At 74.5% G+C, this 19,339-nt stretch carries 18 protein-coding genes; 15 read left to right on the forward strand and 3 right to left on the reverse strand.

The genetic code is table 11. The annotated features are described in order from the left end of the window. The first annotated feature begins 122 nt into the window (after positions 1–122). Positions 123–1,874 carry a hypothetical protein gene (locus tag ACTMS2_RS26320; RefSeq protein WP_441177815.1) on the forward strand — a complete coding sequence of 584 codons (1,752 nt, stop codon included), beginning with the start codon at positions 123–125 and terminating at the stop codon, positions 1,872–1,874. Between the two features lie 70 nt (positions 1,875–1,944). Here the strand turns inward: ACTMS2_RS26320 and ACTMS2_RS26325 are convergent, their stop codons facing one another. After that, positions 1,945–2,163: a DUF397 domain-containing protein gene (locus ACTMS2_RS26325; protein ID WP_088992395.1), complete on the reverse strand. Its 219-nt coding sequence runs from the start codon at positions 2,161–2,163 to the stop codon at positions 1,945–1,947. A 69-nt stretch (positions 2,164–2,232) separates the two neighbouring features. Here ACTMS2_RS26325 and pepN point away from each other — a divergent pair, with 69 nt between their 5' ends. From pepN to ACTMS2_RS26375, 10 genes are all read left to right on the forward strand, one after another. Further along, the gene (gene pepN / locus ACTMS2_RS26330; RefSeq protein ID WP_441177816.1) at positions 2,233–4,749 is read left to right on the forward strand and encodes an aminopeptidase N; all 2,517 of its coding nucleotides are present in this window, start codon (positions 2,233–2,235) and stop codon (positions 4,747–4,749) included. A gap of 71 nt (positions 4,750–4,820) precedes the next feature. Further along, complete coding sequence (gene nadD / locus ACTMS2_RS26335; protein WP_363903589.1) at positions 4,821–5,417, forward strand: nicotinate-nucleotide adenylyltransferase; 597 nt, start codon at positions 4,821–4,823, stop codon at positions 5,415–5,417. A 110-nt stretch (positions 5,418–5,527) separates the two neighbouring features. Continuing rightward, a complete protein-coding gene (gene rsfS, locus ACTMS2_RS26340; protein WP_441177817.1) occupies positions 5,528–5,938 on the forward strand; it encodes a ribosome silencing factor in 411 nt (136 codons plus the stop codon). After that, positions 5,935–6,561, forward strand: coding sequence for a histidine phosphatase family protein (locus tag ACTMS2_RS26345; protein WP_441177818.1), 627 nt, complete (start codon positions 5,935–5,937; stop codon positions 6,559–6,561). Before rsfS ends, ACTMS2_RS26345 begins: the two co-directional genes overlap by 4 nt. Positions 6,562–6,600: 39 nt before the next feature. After that, positions 6,601–7,461, forward strand: coding sequence for a DegV family protein (locus tag ACTMS2_RS26350; protein WP_441177819.1), 861 nt, complete (start codon positions 6,601–6,603; stop codon positions 7,459–7,461). Positions 7,462–7,537: 76 nt separating this feature from the next. Then, complete coding sequence (locus tag ACTMS2_RS26355; RefSeq protein WP_441177820.1) at positions 7,538–8,113, forward strand: DinB family protein; 576 nt, start codon at positions 7,538–7,540, stop codon at positions 8,111–8,113. Positions 8,114–8,420: 307 nt separating this feature from the next. Next, entirely contained in the window at positions 8,421–9,389 is a 969-nt protein-coding gene (locus tag ACTMS2_RS26360) for a helix-hairpin-helix domain-containing protein (RefSeq protein ID WP_441177821.1), read from the forward strand. Then, positions 9,386–11,818, forward strand: a complete 2,433-nt coding sequence (locus tag ACTMS2_RS26365) for a ComEC/Rec2 family competence protein (protein ID WP_441177822.1) — start codon at positions 9,386–9,388, stop codon at positions 11,816–11,818. The genes ACTMS2_RS26360 and ACTMS2_RS26365 overlap by 4 nt, the downstream gene beginning before the upstream one ends. Before the next feature lie 123 nt (positions 11,819–11,941). Next, entirely contained in the window at positions 11,942–12,922 is a 981-nt protein-coding gene (gene holA / locus ACTMS2_RS26370; protein WP_441177823.1) for a DNA polymerase III subunit delta, read from the forward strand. Further along, positions 12,919–13,434 carry a hypothetical protein gene (locus tag ACTMS2_RS26375; protein WP_441177824.1) on the forward strand — a complete coding sequence of 172 codons (516 nt, stop codon included), beginning with the start codon at positions 12,919–12,921 and terminating at the stop codon, positions 13,432–13,434. The genes holA and ACTMS2_RS26375 overlap by 4 nt, the downstream gene beginning before the upstream one ends. A 475-nt stretch (positions 13,435–13,909) precedes the next feature. Here ACTMS2_RS26375 and rpsT read toward each other — a convergent pair whose 3' ends face one another. Then, on the reverse strand, positions 13,910–14,176 hold the full coding sequence (gene rpsT / locus ACTMS2_RS26380; RefSeq protein ID WP_101412375.1) for a 30S ribosomal protein S20: 267 nt from the start codon (positions 14,174–14,176) through the stop codon (positions 13,910–13,912). Positions 14,177–14,320: 144 nt separating this feature from the next. Next, the gene (locus ACTMS2_RS26385; protein ID WP_441177825.1) at positions 14,321–15,307 is read right to left on the reverse strand and encodes a phosphotransferase; all 987 of its coding nucleotides are present in this window, start codon (positions 15,305–15,307) and stop codon (positions 14,321–14,323) included. A 195-nt stretch (positions 15,308–15,502) separates the two neighbouring features. Here ACTMS2_RS26385 and ACTMS2_RS26390 point away from each other — a divergent pair, with 195 nt between their 5' ends. The 4 genes from ACTMS2_RS26390 (at position 15,503) to ACTMS2_RS26405 (ending at position 19,269) form a co-directional block, all read left to right on the forward strand. Continuing rightward, complete coding sequence (locus ACTMS2_RS26390; RefSeq protein WP_441177826.1) at positions 15,503–16,039, forward strand: DUF4240 domain-containing protein; 537 nt, start codon at positions 15,503–15,505, stop codon at positions 16,037–16,039. A gap of 169 nt (positions 16,040–16,208) precedes the next feature. Beyond that, the gene (gene lepA, locus ACTMS2_RS26395; protein ID WP_441177827.1) at positions 16,209–18,086 is read left to right on the forward strand and encodes a translation elongation factor 4; all 1,878 of its coding nucleotides are present in this window, start codon (positions 16,209–16,211) and stop codon (positions 18,084–18,086) included. 336 nt (positions 18,087–18,422) lie between these two features. Continuing rightward, on the forward strand, positions 18,423–18,710 hold the full coding sequence (locus ACTMS2_RS26400; RefSeq protein WP_088998878.1) for a GlsB/YeaQ/YmgE family stress response membrane protein: 288 nt from the start codon (positions 18,423–18,425) through the stop codon (positions 18,708–18,710). A gap of 271 nt (positions 18,711–18,981) precedes the next feature. Continuing rightward, positions 18,982–19,269 carry a GlsB/YeaQ/YmgE family stress response membrane protein gene (locus ACTMS2_RS26405; protein ID WP_088998878.1) on the forward strand — a complete coding sequence of 96 codons (288 nt, stop codon included), beginning with the start codon at positions 18,982–18,984 and terminating at the stop codon, positions 19,267–19,269. Positions 19,270–19,339 lie beyond the last annotated feature (70 nt).

A 19,339-nucleotide genomic window follows, 5' to 3' on the forward strand; every position in this document is an offset into this window, starting at 1 on the left:
TCGCTGACGACAATCTGTCGGACAGCGCCCGGAGCGCCGCCAGGCAACGCTTTGAAACGGCCGTCGCCGACCTGGTGCCCGACAGTTTCGTACGACACGAATTCGGCGCCGACGATTGGGGCGTGACCGTCCTGCACCGCAGCGACCAGGGCGCCTACCGGTGGCCGACCGTCGACACCGTCGGGCAGGTCACCGCCGTCTCCCTCGGGCTGCCCGTGGGGGTGGACGTCACGGGCGGCCCGGCGGCGCTGGCCGGGCGCCTGCTGGCGGGCGAGGAGGTGCACCGCGAGGTGGTGCCGCCGTTCGGCCTGCTGGCCCTCGACGCGGCCGGGCGCTTCGCGCTGCAACAGGACTGGATCGGCATGTGCCGGGTCTTCACGGGCGGAGCGGGCGGCCTGACGGCCTTCTGCACCCGCCCCGGCCTGCTGGCCGCGTTCCTGCACGGCGACCCGCGGCCCGACCTGGACGGCTGGGCGTCGTACACCCTCTGCGGACACTTCGGCGGCGACAGCTCCCCGGTGGCGGGGGCCCGGCTGCTGCGCCCCGGCGAGCGGGTGACCGGTCGTCGGCGCGACGGCGGCGGGTGGGAACTCGTCACCACCACGCGATACGCCACCGACGACGTCGTGCGCGACGGGCTGGCGGCGCAGGACCGGCCGGTGGGCGAGCTGCTGGACCGGGCCGCCGAGGCCATCACGACCACCGCCGCCGGCATCCACGGCCTCTACGACGACGACATCACCCTTGGGCTGTCCGGCGGGAAGGACTCCCGGCTCATCGCCGCTGCGCTGATCGCGGCCGGCCGGACCCCCCGGTTCCTCACCAACGAGGACACCCGGGCCGAGGGCGAGGTCGCCCGCGAGCTGGTGCGGATCCTGCGCGACAAGCGGGGGCTGCACCCCGAGCACACGCTGCGGCTCGCCGGGGCGCGCGCCAACGTGCTCGGCACCGGCCTGCACGAGCGGGCCCGGCGCCTGCAACGGCTGACCGACCACCAGTTCCCCTCCAGCTACCTGGTGCGCCCCGCCGGCCCCGGACGCCTGGTCGACCAGGCCGGCCCCGCCACGTTCACCGGCGCCGCCGGCGAGCTCGCCACCGAATACTGGTATCCCCCGACCGACGACGGCGAGCCGTCCCCGGGGGAGACCGCCCTGGCCCGGCTGCTGAACGCCGTGCCGGCGGGCGTCGCCGACCCGGCCGTGGTCACCGCCGAGCGGGAGCGCATCGGCGTCCTGCTCGACCACGGCAGCGGGCTCGGCCTGCACGACCTGCGCCTGGTCGACTACATCTACCTGGTGGAACGGGTCCGCCGCTGGTACACCTCGGCGTACGCGATCGGCATGGTCACCCCGTTCCTCTCGCCCGGCTTCGTCGCCGCCACGTTCGCGTTGACGCCCGGGCAGAAGCGCGAGCGGCTCATGCACACCGGGCTGATCGCGCGGCTGGTGCCCGAGTGGGCGCAGGTTCCGTTCGTCAGCGTCTCCACCGGCCCGTCCACCGCCACCCGGGTGTGGGAGGGCGACGGCCTCCAGGCCATGGCCGAACTGCTGGACACCGCACACGGCCCGCTGACCCACCTCGTCCGCCGGCCCGCCGTGGAGAAGGCGCTCCGCACCGCCGCCCGGGGCGGCCGGCCCGACCAGCGGACGCTGCAACAGTTCACCTGGCTGGCGCTCGCCTCCGAGCGGCTCGAACCGGGCACCACCCGGCCCGCCACCGGTGCCGCGTACGCCCGGATCACCGCGCCTCCGCAGCAGCGCCAGCCGGCCGGCGGCGCGGTCGCCCGGCTGCGCTGGATCAAACGCACCCGGCTCGGTGGCCGCCTCTGGTCGGCCGTGGCCCGGCGGGTGCGGCCCCGGCCACCGGCCGAGTGAGCGGACGCACCCCGCCCGACCCCGCCCCGCGCCCCGCCCGGCCGGGCCGACCGGGCGGGGCGGTCGGCAGTCAGTCCAGGTCGAACTCGCCGTCCTGGGCGCCGGCGACGAAGGCGTCCCACTCGGCCTGGGTGAAGACCAGGACCGGCCCGTCCGGCTCGGCGGAGTTGCGCATGCCGATCAGGTCGTCGACGAAGGCGACCTCCACCGCGCTCTCGGAGGTGTCGCCCTCGGCCCGCTGCCAGACCGCCCGCGAAAGGTCGAAGTCGCCCTTGGGGTGCGAAGCCATCGTTCAGTCCTCCAGTGCCACGGGTGAGGGGGGAGACACGTACGGTTCCCCATCGGGCAGGATAAGCGGATGCCGAGCCTGACCCGTGTAGAGGCGACCGCGCGTGGCGCGGCGATCACCGTCGAGTCCTATCAGGTGGACCTCGACCTGACCGGCGGCGGCGAGCGCTTCCGTTCCGACGTCACCATCCGCTTCCGGGCGGTCCCCGGCGCGCAGACCTTCGTCGAGGTCCAGCCCGCGAAACTGCTGGCCGTACGCCTCGACGACCGCGACGTCGACCCGGCCACGCTGGTCGACAACCGGCTGCCGCTGACCGGGCTCGCCGCGACCAACACGCTCACCGTCTCCGCCGAGATGGCGTACTCGAACACCGGTGAGGGGATGCACCGCTTCGTCGACCCGGCCGACGGCGAGACCTACCTCTACGCGATGTCCTTCCTGGACAATGCGCAGCGCATCTTCGCCGCCTTCGACCAGCCCGACCTCAAGGCCCCGGTCACCCTGTCGGTCACCGCCCCACCGCACTGGGTCGTCGCGGCCAACGGCCAGCTTGCCGCCACCCCGAGGCCCGGGCGCTGGGAGTTCGCCCCGACGGCGCCGCTGGCCACGTACTTCGTCTCGCTGATCGCCGGCCCCTGGCACGTCCGGCGCGGCGAGCACGACGGCATCCCGCTCGGCGTCTACTGCCGGCGCTCGCTGGCGGAGCACCTGGACGCCGACGCCGAGGAGATCCTGACCGTCACCGGGCAGTGCCTCGACCGGTTCCACCAGCTCTTCGCCGAGCGCTACCCGTTCGACAAGTACGACCAGGCGTTCGTGCCGGAGTTCAACGCCGGCGCCATGGAGAACCCGGGGCTGGTCACCTTCCGCGACGACTACGTCTTCCGCTCGGCCGTCACGGACACCGAGCGGGAGCAGCGCGCCACGACCATCGCCCACGAGATGGCGCACATGTGGTTCGGCGACCTGGTCACCATGCGCTGGTGGGACGACCTGTGGCTGAACGAGTCCTTCGCGGAGTACCTCGGCACCCGGGTGACCGCCGAGGCGACCCGCTTCGGGCAGGCCTGGACGACCTTCGCCCTGCGGCGCAAGGCCTGGGGCTACGCGGCCGACCAGCGCCCCTCGACCCACCCGGTGGCACCCGAGGAGGTCGCCGACGCCGCCGAGGGCCTGCTCAACTTCGACGGCATCTCGTACGCCAAGGGCGCCAGCGTCCTGCGCCAGCTCGTCGCCTGGCTCGGCGACGACGCCTTCCTCGCCGGCCTCAACGCCCACTTCGCGAAGCACCGCTTCGGCAACGCCACCCTGGCCGACCTGCTCGGCAGCCTCGCCACCGCGGCCGGGCGCGACCTGTCCGGCTGGGCGGAGCGCTGGCTGCGCTCGGCGCAGGTCAACACGCTGCGCGCCGAGGTCACCGTCGACGCGGAGGGCTGCTACACCGAGGTGGCGATCGGGCAGAGCGCCCCCGACTCGCACCCGGTGCTGCGCCCGCACCGCATCGGGGTCGGCCGGTACGCCGCCGACGGGTCCGTCGCCCGGGTCGAGGTCGACCTCGACCCGGAGGCCGACGGCGGCCGGACGGTGCTGACCGGGCTGACCGGCGAGCCGGCGGCCCGGCTGCTGCTGCCCAACGACGGCGACCTGACGTTCGCCAAGATCCGGCTGGACCCCGCCTCGGCGGACGCCGTGCCGCTGGTGCTGCCCGGCCTGGCCGATCCGCTGGCCCGGGCGCTGCTCTGGGGCGAGGCACTGGACGCCGCCATCGACGGGGAACGCCCGGTCGCCGGCCTGGCCGCCCTGGTCGCCGCCGCCCTCCCCGCCGAGACCGAGGTGATCATCGCCGAGGACGTGCTCGCGCTCAGCCGCTCGCTGGTCGACCGCTACCTCGACGCGCCCGCCCGCGAGGCCGCGCTGGCACAGATCGCCGCCGCCTGCCGGAGACTGCTGGACGGGGCCCCGGCCGGCGGCTCGCTCCAACTCGCGGCGGCCAGGGGCTGGATCGCCGCCAGCACCGACGCGGAGGGCCTGGCCGGCTGGCTCGCCGGCCGGGACGTCCCACCGGGGCTGGCGGTCGACGCCGAACTGCGCTGGGCGCTGCTGCTCCGGCTGGTGGTGCTCGGCGCGGCCGGCGCGGCGGAGATCGCCGCCGAGGCTACGGCCGACCCGAGCGCCGCCGGCGCCGAGCGGGCGGCCCGCTGCCGCGCGGCACTGCCCGACCCGGCCGCCAAGCGGGCCGCGTGGGAGATCGTCGTGTCGAACACCGAGCTGTCCAACCGGCTCGTCGAGGCGACCGCGGAGGGGTTCTGGCAGCCCGAGCAGGCCGAGCTGACCGCCGGCTACGTGGCGCGCTACTTCGCCGAGATGCCGGCCGCCGCGCGGTCGCGTACGCCCTGGGTGGCCGATCAGGTCGCGAAGCTGGCCTTCCCCCACTACGCCGTGGCGCAGCCCACCCGGGAGGCGGCCGCGGCGCTGCTGGCCCGCGACGACGTCACCCCCGGCCTGCGCCGGGTCGTGACCGACGCCGACGACGACCTGCGGCGCGCCCTCGTCGCCCGGACGGCGGTCGCCGCGGCGGCGGCCTGACGTCGTCCGCCGGACGGGACGGTCCGGCGACCCCGGGCGGTCGCCGGTTCCGTCCGGCCTAGGATCGCGGGGTGGAGGAAGACATCCGGCGGGTCGGGATCATGGGCGGCACCTTCGACCCGATCCACCACGGGCACCTCGTCGCGGCCAGCGAGGTGGCGGACCGGTTCGGGCTGGACGAGGTGGTCTTCGTCCCCACCGGCCAGCCGTGGCAGAAGGCGGACGAGCCGGTCAGCCCGGCGGAGGACCGCTACCTGATGACGGTCATCGCGACCGCCTCCAACCCACGCTTCCAGGTCAGCCGGGTCGACATCGACCGGGGCGGGCCCACCTACACCGTCGACACCCTGCGCGACCTGCACGCCGAGTACGGCCCGAAGGTGCAGCTGTACTTCATCACCGGGGCGGACGCGCTGGAGCGGATCCTCTCCTGGAAGGACCTGGACGAGATCTTCGAGCTGGCCCACTTCATCGGGGTGACCCGACCGGGCTTCGAGCTGACCGACGCGCACCTGCCGGCCGACACGGTGAGCCTGGTGCAGGTCCCGGCCATGGCCATCTCGTCCACGGACTGCCGGGCCCGGGTCGCCAGGGGGGAGCCGGTCTGGTATCTGGTGCCGGACGGTGTGGTGCAGTACATCGCCAAGCGGCGCCTCTACCAGCAGTGATTCGCCCCGGTGTGGGGCGGTTCGGGCGGGTAACGCGCCAGAACTGACGAGTCGGGATTCCACCGGGTATGAGACGCTTGGAGGATCGCACGGTTGATCGAAGGAGAACGGTGACAATTTCCGAACGCGCCCACGAGTTGGCTCTCGCCGCCGCCCAGGCCGCGGCCGACAAGAAGGCGCAGGACATCGTCATCATCGACGTGGGCGACCAGCTCGCCATCACCGACGCGTTCCTGCTCGCCGCGGCTCCCAACGAGCGTCAGGTGCTCGCCATCGTCGATGCCATCGAGGAGCGGCTGCTCGAGCTGCCGGAGAAGGCCAAGCCGGTCCGGCGCGAGGGCGAGCGGGGCGGTCGGTGGGTGCTGCTCGACTACGTCGACATCGTGGTGCACGTCCAGCACACCGAGGAGCGCGAGTTCTACGCCCTCGACCGGCTCTGGAAGGACTGCCCGACGATCCCGTTCGTCGACCGCGACCTCGTCGACGCCGAGTCCGGCACCGGCGCCACCACCGCGGAATGACCCGCCTGATCATCTGGCGGCACGGCAACACCGACTGGAACGCCGCCAGCCGGGTCCAGGGGCAGACCGACGTGCCGCTGAACGATCTCGGCCGCGAGCAGGCCCGCAGCGCCGCGCCCCTGCTCGCCGGCCTGCGGCCGGACGCCATCGTGTCCAGCGACCTGAGCCGCGCGGCGGACACCGCCGGCGCGCTGGCCGCGCTGACCGGGCTGCCGGTGCGCACCGACCCGCGGCTGCGGGAGCGGCACTTCGGCTCCTGGCAGGGGCTCGCCCTCACCGAGGCCGCCGAACGCCACCCCGACGAGTTCGCCCGCTGGCGGGCCGGCGATCCGGACCCGGGCGCCGGCCTCGAGACCCTCGACGACCTCGGCAAGCGGGTCGGCGCGGCCCTGTCCGACGCCGCCGACGCCGTGCCCGGCGGCACCGTGGTGGTGGCGACCCACGGCGGCGCGGCCCGCCAGGGCTGCGGCCACCTGCTCGGCTGGGCGCACGCCGTGCTGCGCACCGTCGGCTCGTTGCAGAACTGCCACTGGACGGAGCTGCGCCGCGACGACGTCCGGGGGTGGCACCTGCGCGCCCACAACGTCGGCCTGATCACCGTGCCGGCCACCGAGGCCGTCTGACCCCGGCGTTCCCCGGCCACATCGGCTAGCGTGCCGGGCATGCCCGTCGCGGTCGTCACCGACTCCACCGCCTACCTTCCGCCCGAGTTGCTGCGCGCCCACCGGCTGACGGTGGTGCCGCTGACCGTCGTGCTCAACGGCGCCGAGGGGCTGGAGGGGGTGGAGACCACCCCGGAGGACGCCACCCGGGCGCTCGGCGGCCGGCGCGTCTCGGTGAGCACCTCCCGCCCGGCGCCCGAGCAGTTCGCCCGCACGTACCGGGAGCTGTTCGACGCCGGCGCCGACGGGATCGTCTCGGTGCACCTGTCGGCCGAGCTCTCCGGCACCGTCGAGGCCGCCCGGCTGGCCGCCGCCGGCTTCGACGACCGGGTCGCCGTGGTCGACAGCCGCTCGACCGGCATGGGCCTCGGCTTCCCCGCCGTCGCCGCCGCCACGGCCGCCGAGCGGGGTGAGGACCTGGCGGGCGTACGCGCCGCCGCCGTCGACGCCATCGCCCGCACCAGCATCTGGTTCTACGTCGACACGCTGGAGTTCCTCCGCCGGGGCGGCCGCATCGGTGCCGCCGAGGCGCTGCTCGGCACCGCCCTGTCGGTCAAGCCGATCATGCACATGCCGGACGGCGCGATCGTCCTCAGGGACAAGGTGCGTACGGCCAGCCGGGGCGTGGCGCGGCTGGTCGACCTGGCCGTGGAGGCCGCCGGCGACGCCGAGGTCGACCTGGCCGTGCACCACCTCGCCGCGCCGCAGCGGGCCGAGGCGCTGCTGGAGGCGCTGCGGACCCGGCTGGGCGACCGGCTGCACGACTCGTACGTCTCGGAGGCCGGCGCGGTGGTCGCCGCGCACGCCGGGCCCGGCCTGGCCTGCGTTGTCGTGCACCGCCGCCCCCCGGTCAGCGGCTAGGGGTGTCCGGTCGTTCACGATCTCCGTTGATGACGCGGGGCAGCGCCGGCACCCGACCGGATGCCATCGTGACCCGATGAAGGACGACCTGCACAGTTACCTGAGGGGCGGCCGTGACGCGCTGCTGTGGAAGCTCGACGGGCTCAGCGAATACGATGCCCGGCGCCCGCTGACCCGGACCGCAACCAACCTGCTCGGTCTGGTGAAGCACGCGGCGGCCATGGAGATCCTCTACTTCGGCGTCGTGTTCGGCCGGCCGTTCGAGCAGGAGCTGCCGTACGTCGGCGACGCCGCCGAGACCAATGCCGACATGTGGGCGACCGCGGATGAGACCCGCGAAGAGATCGTTGCCTTGTACCGTCGCGCCAGCTCCCACGCCGACACCACCATCGAAGCCCTCGCGCTCGACGACGTCGGCCGGGTGCCGTGGTGGGGCGATGCGGCGGTCACACTGCACCAGGTCCTGGTCCACGTCGTCGCGGAGACACAACGGCACGCCGGCCACGCGGACATCGTGCGCGAGCTGATCGACGGCGCGGCCGGGCTGCTGCCCAGGAACGACAACCTGCCACCCGCTGACGAGCCGTGGTGGCGGGAGCACCGCGAGCGGGTGGAGCAGGCTGCCCTCGATGCCGGCAACTGCGGCACCTAGGTTCCTGTCGCTCCTGGACGCCGCACGATGGCGGCGATGCGGACCGGGCCGGCGCGCGGCAGAAAGCGCGTCGACGCGGCGGATGCCGCGGACCGGGCAGGTGAGAGGTCCCGGTCCGATGCGCATCCTCTTCGCCGCGCCGGCGGTGGGCTTGGGCTTCGGGCTCTGTACCCTCGCTGAGCTGCGGTTCTTCGCCGTTCTAGCACATCGCCCGCATGATCAGGCGGTTGTCCACAAGCGGCGCCGTCATCCACAGCCGTACCCCCGCCGGCCGCGCAACCCGGGCTCGCGGACCTAGCTTCGCGTCGTGTCAGAAGACGAGGAGACGGTGGTCCGGGAACGACTGCGCCGGCTGGTGGCGGGCCGGCCGTCGAGCGCCGCACGGGCGCACCCCGGCGGGCCCGCCGATCCCCTGGAATGGCCCGGCGAACCCGCCGGGCCGTCCGACGAACGTCGGGGGCCGGCCGGGCTGTCCGGCGATCATCGGAGGCCCGTCGGGCCGTCCGTCGACCGGCCGCGCTCGGTCGCGGAGCCGGTCGTGGCGCTGCCGTCCCGCACACCGGCGTCGCCGGCCGACGCGGCGGCGCTGCCGGAGCCTGACCCGCCGGCCCGCGCCCCGGGGACGGCGTCCCGGTTGCCGGGACCGGGGGCGTTCGACCCGGGCCGGCGGGGGGTGCGGGCGCTGGCCGCCGTCGCGGTGCTGGTGGTGCTCGGGGCCGGCTTCTGGGCCTGGCGGTCCCGGCCGCAGACCGAGCCGGTCCGTCCGGTGGTCACGGCGGAGGCGTCCGGGGCGGCGGTGACCGGCCTCGCGGAGCCGGCCGCCACCGCCGCCGGCGAGCTGGTCGTTGCGGTCGCCGGCAAGGTACGCCGCCCCGGGCTGGTCCGCGTACCGGCCGGCGCCCGGGTCGCCGACGCCGTGGAGGCGGCCGGCGGGGCGCTGCCTGGGGTGGACGTCGCTCTGCTCAATCCGGCCCGCAAGGTCGCCGACGGGGAGCTCATCCTGGTCGGCGTGGCCGCACCGCCGGGCGCGGCCTCCCCGCCCGGGGCGGCACCCGGCGGCGCACCCGGGGCCCCCGGCGTCGGGGGACGGCTCAACCTCAACACCGCGACGCTGGCGCAGCTCGACGCGCTGCCGGGGGTCGGGCCGGTGCTCGCCCAGCGCATCCTCACCCACCGCGACCAGCAGGGCGGCTTCCGCTCGGTCGGCGACCTGCGCCAGGTCGACGGCATCGGCGACGCCCGCTACGAGCAGCTCAAGGACCTGGTGACGGTGTGACGGCGCGCGGCGTGCACGGCCCGTCCTGCCCCGGAGCCGTCGGCGGCGGCGACGCCGGCGGCGAGCGGGCCGCGGCGGCCATCGACCTGCGGCTGGCCGGCCTGGCGGTGGCCACCTGGCTCGCGGCGTTGGCCGGGCTGCACCTGACCGTCGGCGGGACCCTGCTGCTGGCCGCGGTGGCTGCCGGGGCGGCAGGGCTGGGCGGGCTGCATCTGTCGGGCGTCTTCGGGCGGCCGGCCGGCCCCGTCCGGCGGTACGGCTGGATCGCCGTCGCCGTCCTGCTCGGCGTGGTCTGCGGTGCGACGGCGACCGCCGCCCGGCTTTCCGTCCGCGACGCCGGACCGGTCCGCGCCCTGGTCGAGGAGCGCGCCGTCGTCACCGCCGACCTGGTCGTCCGCGACGACCCCCGCCCCGTACGCGGCGTCGCCGGGCGCCCGGCCACCCTGCTCGTGCCGGCCGAGCTGACCGGCTTCACCGGCCCGGACGGGCGGCGGGTCGCCACCCCCGCCCGCGTGCTGGTCCTCGCCACCGACCCCGGCTGGCGAGGGCTGTTGCCCGGTCAGCGGCTGACCGCCGAAGGACGTCTCGCCGCCCCACGAGGCGGCGACCTTACGGCGGCCGTGCTGAGCGCGGCCGGCCCGCCGTCGCCGCACGGGGCCGCCCCGTCGCCGCAGCGGGCCGCCGGGTCGTTGCGCGCCGGTCTGCAACGCGCCTGCGTCCCGCTCCCCGACGAGCAGGGCGGGCTGCTGCCGGGCCTGGTGGTCGGCGACACGAGCCGGCTGCCGCCCACCGTCGAGGAGGACTTCCTCGCCACCGGCATGACCCACCTGAACGCGGTCTCCGGCTCCAACGTGGCCATCGTCGTCGGGGCGGTGCTGCTGCTGGCCCGCTGGGCACGGGCCGGGCCCTGGCTGGCCGCTGGGCTCTGCGGGCTGGCCCTGGTGGGCTTCGTCATCCTGGTCCGGCCCTCGCCGAGCGTGGTGCGGGCCGCCACGATGGGCGCCATCGGGCTGGCCGCCTTGGCGGCCGGGCGTCCCCGGGCGGCGCTGCCCGCCCTCTCCGCCGGGGTGGCCGTGCTGGTGCTGGTCGACCCGGAGCTGGCCGGCGACGCCGGTTTCGCGCTCTCCGTGCTCGCCACCGGCGGCCTGCTGCTGCTCGCCCCGAGGTGGCGCGACGGGCTGCGGCGTCGGGGGGTGCCGGCCGGGCTCGCCGAGGCGCTGGCCGTGCCGGCCGCCGCGCAGCTCGCCTGCGCCCCGGTGGTGGCCGGGATCTCGGGCACGGTGAGCCTGGTCGCGGTGCCGGCGAACCTGCTCGCGGTGCCGGCCATCGCGCCCGCCACGGTGCTCGGCGTGCTGGCGGCGGCGGTGTCGCCCCTCTGGCCGGCCGGGGCGGAGTTCCTCGCCTGGCTGGCCAGCTGGCCGGCCTGGTGGCTGGTCACGGTGGCACGGCACGGGGCGCGGCTGCCGGCGGGCACGCTGCCGTGGCCGGGCGGAGCGACGGGCGCCCTGCTGCTCGCCGGGCTGACCGTCGCGCTGCTCGTCGCCACCCGGCACCCGGTGGTCCGCCGGTTGGTGGCGGTGGTCGTCGTCGCCGTGGTGGCCGGCACGCTGCCCGTACGACTGGCCGCCCCCGGCTGGCCCCCGGCCGGGTGGGTGGTCGCCGCCTGCGCGGTCGGCCAGGGCGACACCGTGGTGCTGCCGGTGGCGGCCGGCCGGGCGGTGGTCATCGACGCCGGGCCGGACCCGGGGGCGGCCGACGGCTGCCTGCGGCGGCTGGGCGTACGGGAGGTCGCGCTGCTGGTCATCAGCCACTTCCACGTCGACCACACCGGCGGCGTCGCGGGCGTGTTCCGGAACCGGCCCGTGGGCGCGGTACTCACACCGCAGTGGCCGGAGCCCGCCGCCGGGCGGGGACTGGTCCTGGCCGAGGCCGCGGCGCACTCCGTCGACGTGGTGGCGGGCGCGGCCGGCTGGCGGTACCGGGAGGGTGGCGTCGAGTTCACCGTCATCGGCCCGCCCCGTCCGTTGCGCGGCACCCGGTCGGATCCCAACAACAACTCGCTGATGCTGCTCGCCACCGTCTCCGGCGTACGGATCCTGCTCGCGGGGGACGCCGAGACCGAGGAACAGCGGGCGCTGCTGGACGACACGGCGCCGGGCGGGCTGCGGGCCGAGGTGCTGAAGGTCGCACACCACGGGTCGGCCTACCAGGATCCGGCCTTCCTGGACGCGGTCCGGCCCCGGATCGCCCTCGTGCCGGTGGGGACGGGCAACACCTACGGGCACCCCAATCCGGCGGTGCTCGGGCGGCTTGCCCGGAGCGGGGCGCGGGTGCTGCGCACCGACACGGAGGGGGACGTGGCGGCGGTGCTCGGCGGGGTCGGCCTCGGAGTGGTGACGCGCGGCACGCCACCCGGCAGGCAGCCGTAGAAATCAATGCCGATTATCGGCTTTAGCGGTGGACTGAGGTGAATGTCTGGATTTGCACTGAGTGCGGGCTCTGCCGCCGGAGTGCCGACGAGCAGACTGGATCAGGCCGCCGGCCGTGCGAATATGGGCGGCGTGACCGCCGCCAGCCTCGCTCCTATTCTGCTCGTCCTCGGCGACGAGGAGCTGCTCGCCACGCGCGCGGTCACCGAAGCCGTCGCCAAGGCGCGCGCCGTCGACCCCGACGTGGACGTCCGCGAATACCAGGCCGGCGCGCTCCTCGTCGGCGAGATCGCCGAGGCGCTCAGCCCCTCCCTCTTCGGCGGGCGTCGGGTGCTGGTGCTGCGCGCCGGCCAGGACGCCCGCAAGGATCTGGTGACGGCCCTGCTGGCGTACGCGAAGAACCCCGACCCGGACGTGCAGCTGGTCGTGCTGCACCTCGGCGCGGCCAAGGGCAAGGCGTTCGCCGACGGGCTGAAGGCGGCCGGCGCGACGGTGGTGCCGGCGGCCAAGCTGAAGGGGCACCGTGAGCGGGTGGCCTTCGTCCGGGACGAGATCCGCCGGGCCGGCGGTAAGTGCACCGACGACGCCGCCGAGGCGCTGATCGCGGCGGTCGGCAACGACCTGCGCGAGCTGGCCGCCGCCTGTTCCCAGCTGATGGCCGACACCGACGGCCGGATCGGCGCCGACACGGTCTCCCGCTACTACCGGGGCCGGGTCGAGGTGACCGGCTTCACCGTCGCCGACGCCGCCATGGTGGGCGACGTGCCGGCGGCGCTGGAGGCGCTGCGCTGGGCGCTGCACGTGGGGGTCGACCCGGTGCCGATCGCCGACGCGATCGCCGACGGCGTCCGCACCGTTGCCCGGGTCGCGTCCGCCGGGCGGGGCGACCCCTTCCAGCTGGCGAGCACCCTCGGCATGCCGGCGTGGAAGATCAGGTCCGCCCAGCAGCGGGCCCGTGGCTGGACGCCCGAGGGCCTGGTCCAGGCGATGCGGGCCGCCGCCGAGTGCAACGCGGCCGTCAAGGGCGGCTCCGACGACCGCGCGTACGCGCTGGAGCGGGCCGTCTTCTCGGTCGCCGCCGCCCGGCAGGGTGGCGCCCGGTGAGCGGATCGCCCCGCGGCTCGTGGGCCACGATCCCCGCCGACGAGGAGCGTTACCGTCCCCTCTACGCGCGCGTACTCGGGCTGCGTTTCGTCAACCCGGGCGGGGTGCTCTGCTTCCTCTTCTTCGAGGGCGCCGTCGCGCTCGCCGCGCTGCTCGCCCTCGCCGAGCTGGTCACCTGGTGGGCGGTGCTCATCCTGCCCGCCACGGTGGCCGCGATGGTGAAGCTCAACGACATGGTGGCCGCGGCGGTGGTCCGGTCCGCCGCCCTCGTACCCGAGCAGGAACGGGACCGCTTCCGTCAGCAGATGGAGCCCGTGGTCGGGCGGGCCAGGGTCGACTGGGTCAGGCACAGCGTGCCGGGCGTCGTCGTCACCGTGTCGTCGGCGCCGCGCGCCGCCCGGGTCGTGGGCGACCGGCAGGTGCACCCGCGGCACGGCACGGGGGAGCGGGACGGTGGCCGCGCGGACGCCGAGTTCGGCCCGCAGCGCGCCCACCCCGATCCGCTGGGCTGACGCCCGGCCGCCGGTCGAAGGCCGGGCACGGCGACGCGACGACCGACCCGACGACCCCTGGGTGCCCGGCAGTCCGATGGCCCACCCGGGGACCCGCTTGAGACCTTGCAAGGAGCACCCGGGGTTGCCCCGCTTGAGGCTCTGGAAGGAGCACCTGGGGTCACCCCGCTTGGATCCTGGAAGGAAATGGCCCTGATGGGGCCCGTTTCCGCCAAGATCTGGCGTGCGAACGACGGCGAGCCGCAGCGAACGGCGGGTGGTCGCAGCGAACGACAGCGAGCCACGGGAGCCGTAGCGACTGACGGCCGGCCACGGGAGCCGCAGCGAACGGCGGCGAGCCATGGGGGCCGCAGCGACCGACGGCACATCCGCAGCGCGGCGCACCGTTAGGGCCGGCGGGAGCGGCGTGAAACGCAGACAGCCGGAAGCCCCGGGTCGTGCCCGGGGCTTCCGGTCAGGTCTTCAGGTCGCCTCGTCAGGCGGAGAGCGCCACCACGCGCTTGGCGATCGCGGACTTGCGGTTCGCGGCCTGGTTCGAGTGGATCACGCCCTTGCTGACCGCCTTGTCCAGCTTGCGCGACGCGTCCCGCATGAGGATGGTGGCCTTCTCGACGTCACCGGCCTCAGCGGCCTCGTTGAACTTCCGGACGGCGGTCTTCAGCGACGACTTGACCGACTTGTTACGCAGCCGGCGCTTCTCGTTCTGCCGGTTGCGCTTGATCTGGGACTTGATGTTCGCCACGCGACAGCCTCGTCTTGATAGCTCGGGTTGGTCTGCTTCCGCGCGCGACGAGCATGCGTCATCGCTGCGCGAAGAGCCAGGTTACCAGGTCGCCCGGGACGAGCCAAAACGGCTCGGTCTCCGCCCTGGCCGGCGGGCTTCCGCTCAGGTCCAGCCCTGCCGCCGGGCGAGCCAGCCGAGCGACTGTTCGCCGCTCCACCGCTGGTGCGCCGGCAGGTGCGGCGACGCGGTCCGCGGCGTCGCCGCGGCGGTGGTGAGGAAGTAGCCGGACAGGGCGGCGAGGGTGGCGTCCAGCGCGTCGGGGGGCGCGCCCGCAGCCGCCGGGTGCCGGGCGAAGAGCGCGTCGGCGTCGAGGCCGTCGGCGTACGCGGTGAGCAGCAGGGTGACCAGGTCGAACCAGGCCGGCCCCCGGCAGAGCCACGTCCAGTCGCAGAACCAGGCCCGCCCCGCCCCGTCGATGAGCACGTTGTCCAGCCGCAGGTCCCCGTGGATCAGGCCGGTCGCGCCGGCGGCGTACGCCGGGAGGCGGGACTCCAGCGTGACCAGGTCGGGCAGGCGGCCCCGCATGGGCGCGGGGAGCGGCGGGGCCGGCTCCCGGCCGGCGGCAACCTCGCCCCACCAGAGGATGTCGTCGCGGGCCAGGTCGGCGAGGTGGGGCGGCCCGAGCCCGAGCAGTTCGGCCGGGGCGGTGGCCAGCGCGGCGGCGACGTCGGCGTACCCGGTCAGGGTCGCGGCCAGTTCGGCCGCGTCCCAGGGCAGCCGGGGCGTGTGCCCGTCGACGGCGTCGAGGCAGAGCGCGAACCAGCCGGCCTCGTACAGCGTCCACCGGGGGCGGGGCGATGGCAGCCCGGCCGGGAGCCGGTCGAGGATCGCGGCCTCCCGGGCGTACCAGTCGACCAGTCGCGGATGCTCGGCGGTGGCCGCGGCCTTCACGAAGGCCCGGTCGCCGGCGGCGGTGCGGAGCACGGCGGCGAAGCCGCGGGTGAAGCCGGCCCCGGCGACCCGCGCGGCGACCACGGGCGCGCCGAGGCGGTCGCCGATGGCGGTACGCAGCGCCGCCGGCAGCGTCGCCCACGGCGGCCGGTGGGCGGTCGCGTGGTACGGCACGGGAGGCGGGGACGTCGACGTCACGCCACCATGCTGCCGGGCCGCCCGCCGCGCCGCACCCACCGCACCGCCACGGCGTCCGGATGCCCGCGCGCGTCAGGTCACGCCGCCGGGCCGCCCGCCGGCCGTCGCACCGCCACGGCGCCCGGAGCCCGCGACCCGCCGGGTGGTGCCGTGGCGGGGCGGGGGCGGCGGCGCGGTCTGCCAGACTGCCAGGCCATGAGGACCGACGACTTCTGGCAGTTGATCGACCGGGCCCGGGCCGACGGCGGGGGAGAGCCGCACGCGGTCGCCGCGCGGGCCGTCGCCCTGCTCGCCGAGCGCGACCCGGAGGACATCGTCGGGTACGCCCGCCACCAGGCGCGGGTGCTGTCGGCCTCGCACCGGGTCGATCTCTGGGGCGCCGCCTACCTGGTCAACGGTGGCGTGTCCGACGAGGGCTTCCACCACTTCCGGGGCTGGCTGATGACCCAGGGCCGGGAGGTCTTCGCGCGCGCCGTCGCCGACCCGGACTCGCTGGCCGTGTTGCCGCAGGTCAGGGCTGCCTCGCTCAGCGGTGAGGAGTTCTCGGCCGCGCAGATGCTCGCGGTGCCGTGGGACGCGTACCGGCGGGCCACCGCCGCCGAACTGCCGGCGGACCCGGCGCCGGTGCCGGTGCCGGACCTGAACGACTTCTGGGACTTCGACGACGAGGAGGAGGCGAAGCGGCGGCTGCCGAAGCTCGCCGCCCTCTTCGTCGAGCCGCCCGCCGAGTGACCCGGCCGGGCCCGCACCGGTCGGCGTGATCCCGCGCGGGGCGGCGTTCCCGGGGTGCTCCCGGCGGCGGGGATCGCCCGCACAGCGGACGCGCGGCGGCGACGTGGGAGCATAGAGGGGGCCGGCGTCGTGCCGGCCCGCTCACGTCAGCCGACCAGAACGGACCGCTGTGCCACCGACGCTCGATTCCGGCGCGAACGCTCCTGGTGCCACCGACCCGGCGCGCATCCGGAACTTCTGCATCATCGCCCACATCGACCACGGGAAGTCGACCCTGGCCGACCGGATGTTGCAGCTCACCGGCGTGGTCGACCCCCGGCAGATGCGTGCGCAGTACCTCGACCGGATGGACATCGAGCGCGAGCGCGGCATCACGATCAAGAGCCAGGCCGTCCGGATGCCCTGGACCATCCGGGAGGGCGACCGGGCCGGCGAGGCCGCCGTGCTCAACATGATCGACACTCCGGGCCACGTCGACTTCACCTACGAGGTGTCCCGGTCGCTGGCCGCCTGCGAGGGCGCGATCCTGCTGGTCGACGCCGCCCAGGGCATCGAGGCGCAGACCCTGGCGAACCTCTACCTGGCGCTCGAGAACGACCTGCACATCATCCCGGTGCTCAACAAGATCGACCTGCCGGCCGCCCAGCCGGAGAAGTACGCCGAGGAACTGGCCCACCTCATCGGTGGCGACCCGGCCGACTGCATCCGGGTCTCCGGTAAGACCGGCGAGGGTGTGCCGTACCTGCTCGACGAGATCGTCCGGCAGTTCAAGCCCCCGATCGGCGACGCGGAGGCGCCCGCCCGCGCCATGATCTTCGACTCGGTCTACGACGTCTACCGGGGCGTGGTCACCTACGTCCGGGTCATCGACGGGCGGATCAGCGCCCGCGACCGGATCAAGATGATGTCCACCGCCGCCGTGCACGAGCTGTTGGAGATCGGCGTCATCTCGCCGGAGATGGTGAAGGCCGACGCGCTCGGCGTCGGCGAGGTGGGCTACCTGATCACCGGCGTGAAGGACGTCCGCCAGTCCCGGGTGGGTGACACGATCACCATCAACACCCGGCCGGCGAAGGAGGCACTCGGCGGCTACAAGGACCCGAAGCCGATGGTCTACTCGGGCCTCTACCCGATCGACGGCTCCGACTACCCCAACCTGCGCGAGGCGCTGGACAAGCTCAAGCTCAACGACGCCGCGCTCGACTACGAGCCCGAGACGTCGGGCGCGCTCGGCTTCGGCTTCCGCTGCGGCTTCCTCGGCCTGCTGCACCTGGAGATCATCCGGGAGCGGCTGGAGCGGGAGTACAACCTCGACCTCATCTCCACCGCCCCGAACGTGGTCTACCGGGCCATCACCGAGGACGGCGAGGAGATCGTCGTGACCAACCCGAGCGAGTACCCCACGGGCAAGATCGCCGAGGTGTACGAGCCGGTCGTGCGCGCCACGGTGCTCACCCCGAACGACTACGTCGGCGCCGTGATGGAGCTCTGCCAGGGCCGCCGGGGCAGCCTGCTCGGCATGGACTACCTCTCCGCCGACCGGGTGGAGCTGCGCTACACGCTGCCCCTCGCGGAGATCATCTTCGACTTCTTCGACCAGTTGAAGAGCCGTACCAAGGGCTACGCCTCGCTGGACTACGAGCCCTCCGGGGAGCAGGCGTCCGACCTGGTGAAGGTCGACATCCTGCTGCACGGCGAGCCGGTGGACGCGTTCAGCGCGATCGTGCACAAGGACAAGGCCTACAACTACGGCGTCACCATCGCGGCGAAGCTGCGCAACCTGATCCCGCGCCAGCAGTTCGAGGTGCCGATCCAGGCGGCCATCGGCAGCCGGGTGATCGCCCGGGAGACCATCCGGGCGATCCGCAAGGACGTGCTCGCCAAGTGCTACGGCGGTGACATCAGCCGTAAGCGCAAGCTGCTGGAGAAGCAGAAGGAGGGCAAGAAGCGGATGAAGATGGTGGGCCGGGTGGAGGTCCCGCAGGAGGCCTTCATCGCCGCGCTCTCCTCCGACTCCGGCGACGCCAAGGGGTCCGGCAAGAAGTGACCCCCCGCCGGTGTCGGCCGGCGCGAGACGACGTACGACGGCCGGTGCCCCGGCCGGGGCTGCGGACCCCTCGGTGGTCCCGCCCGGCCGGGGCACCGGCCGTTCGCGTCGAAGGTTTTTTCCGGCCCCGGCGGCCCCGCCGAAACCCACCGCGGGCAAGGGCGCGACCTGCGCGGACGATCGCCCGGGGCCATTCGCCGCGCGGTGCGCCATTGACGTACGACGTCGTCCTCCTCGATCGAACCGGTTTGGGTTTTTGGCGGGTCGGGAACTTAGCGGTCACGACAGGAACACCACGGACAGTGGAACTGATTCTTTTAGAAGGAGGAGGGCGACGTGGAGCTCACCGTTTGGGGCATCGTCACCGCGCTCATCGTTGGTCTTATCGTCGGCGCTCTGGGTCGCCTGCTCGTGCCGGGCCGCCAGAACATGCCGATGTGGCTGCACATGCTGATCGGTGTGGGCGCCGCGCTGCTGGGCACCGTGCTGGCTCGGGCGATGGGTATCGCCACGTCGACCGCCGGCATCGACTGGGGCGAGCTGCTGGTCCAGGTCGTGCTGGCCGCGATCGCGGTGGCCCTGGTGGCCGGCGTGGGTCGTCGCCGCAGCGTCACCCACCGGTAATCCCCGTACCGCTCGACGGGCGTCCGACCGCACAGGTCGGGCGCCCGTTTCGCGTACGCCCGGGGTCCCGTCGCAGGGATTCCCGCGCGCGCGTGCACCCGGCCTCCGGTCGACCGGGGCGGCGTCGCGGCCGTGCCGGAAGTCCGGTCCGGGCGCCCGTCGGAACGGTGCCCCGGAAAGTCGGTTTGGATTTTCGGGCGGTCGGGAACTTAGCGGTCACGACAGGAACACCACGGACAGTGGAACTGATTCTTTCAAGGAGGAGGGCGACATGGAGCTCACCGTTTGGGGCATCGTCACCGCGCTCATCGTTGGTCTCATTGTCGGCGCTCTGGGTCGCCTGCTCGTGCCGGGCCGCCAGAACATGCCGATGTGGCTGCACATGCTGATCGGTGTGGGCGCCGCGCTGCTGGGCACCGTGCTGGCTCGGGCGATGGGTATCGCCACGTCGACCGCCGGCATCGACTGGGGCGAGCTGCTGGTCCAGGTCGTGCTGGCCGCGATCGCGGTGGCCCTGGTGGCCGGCGTGGGTCGTCGCCGCAGCGTCACCCACCGGTAATCCCCGTACCGCTCGACGGGCGTCCGACCGCACAGGTCGGGCGCCCGTTTCGCGTGCGCCCGGATGGTCT

It is taken from the genome of Micromonospora sp. SD12 (assembly GCF_052068495.1).
In the GTDB taxonomy this organism is placed as follows: Bacteria; Actinomycetota; Actinomycetes; order Mycobacteriales; family Micromonosporaceae; genus Micromonospora; species Micromonospora echinofusca.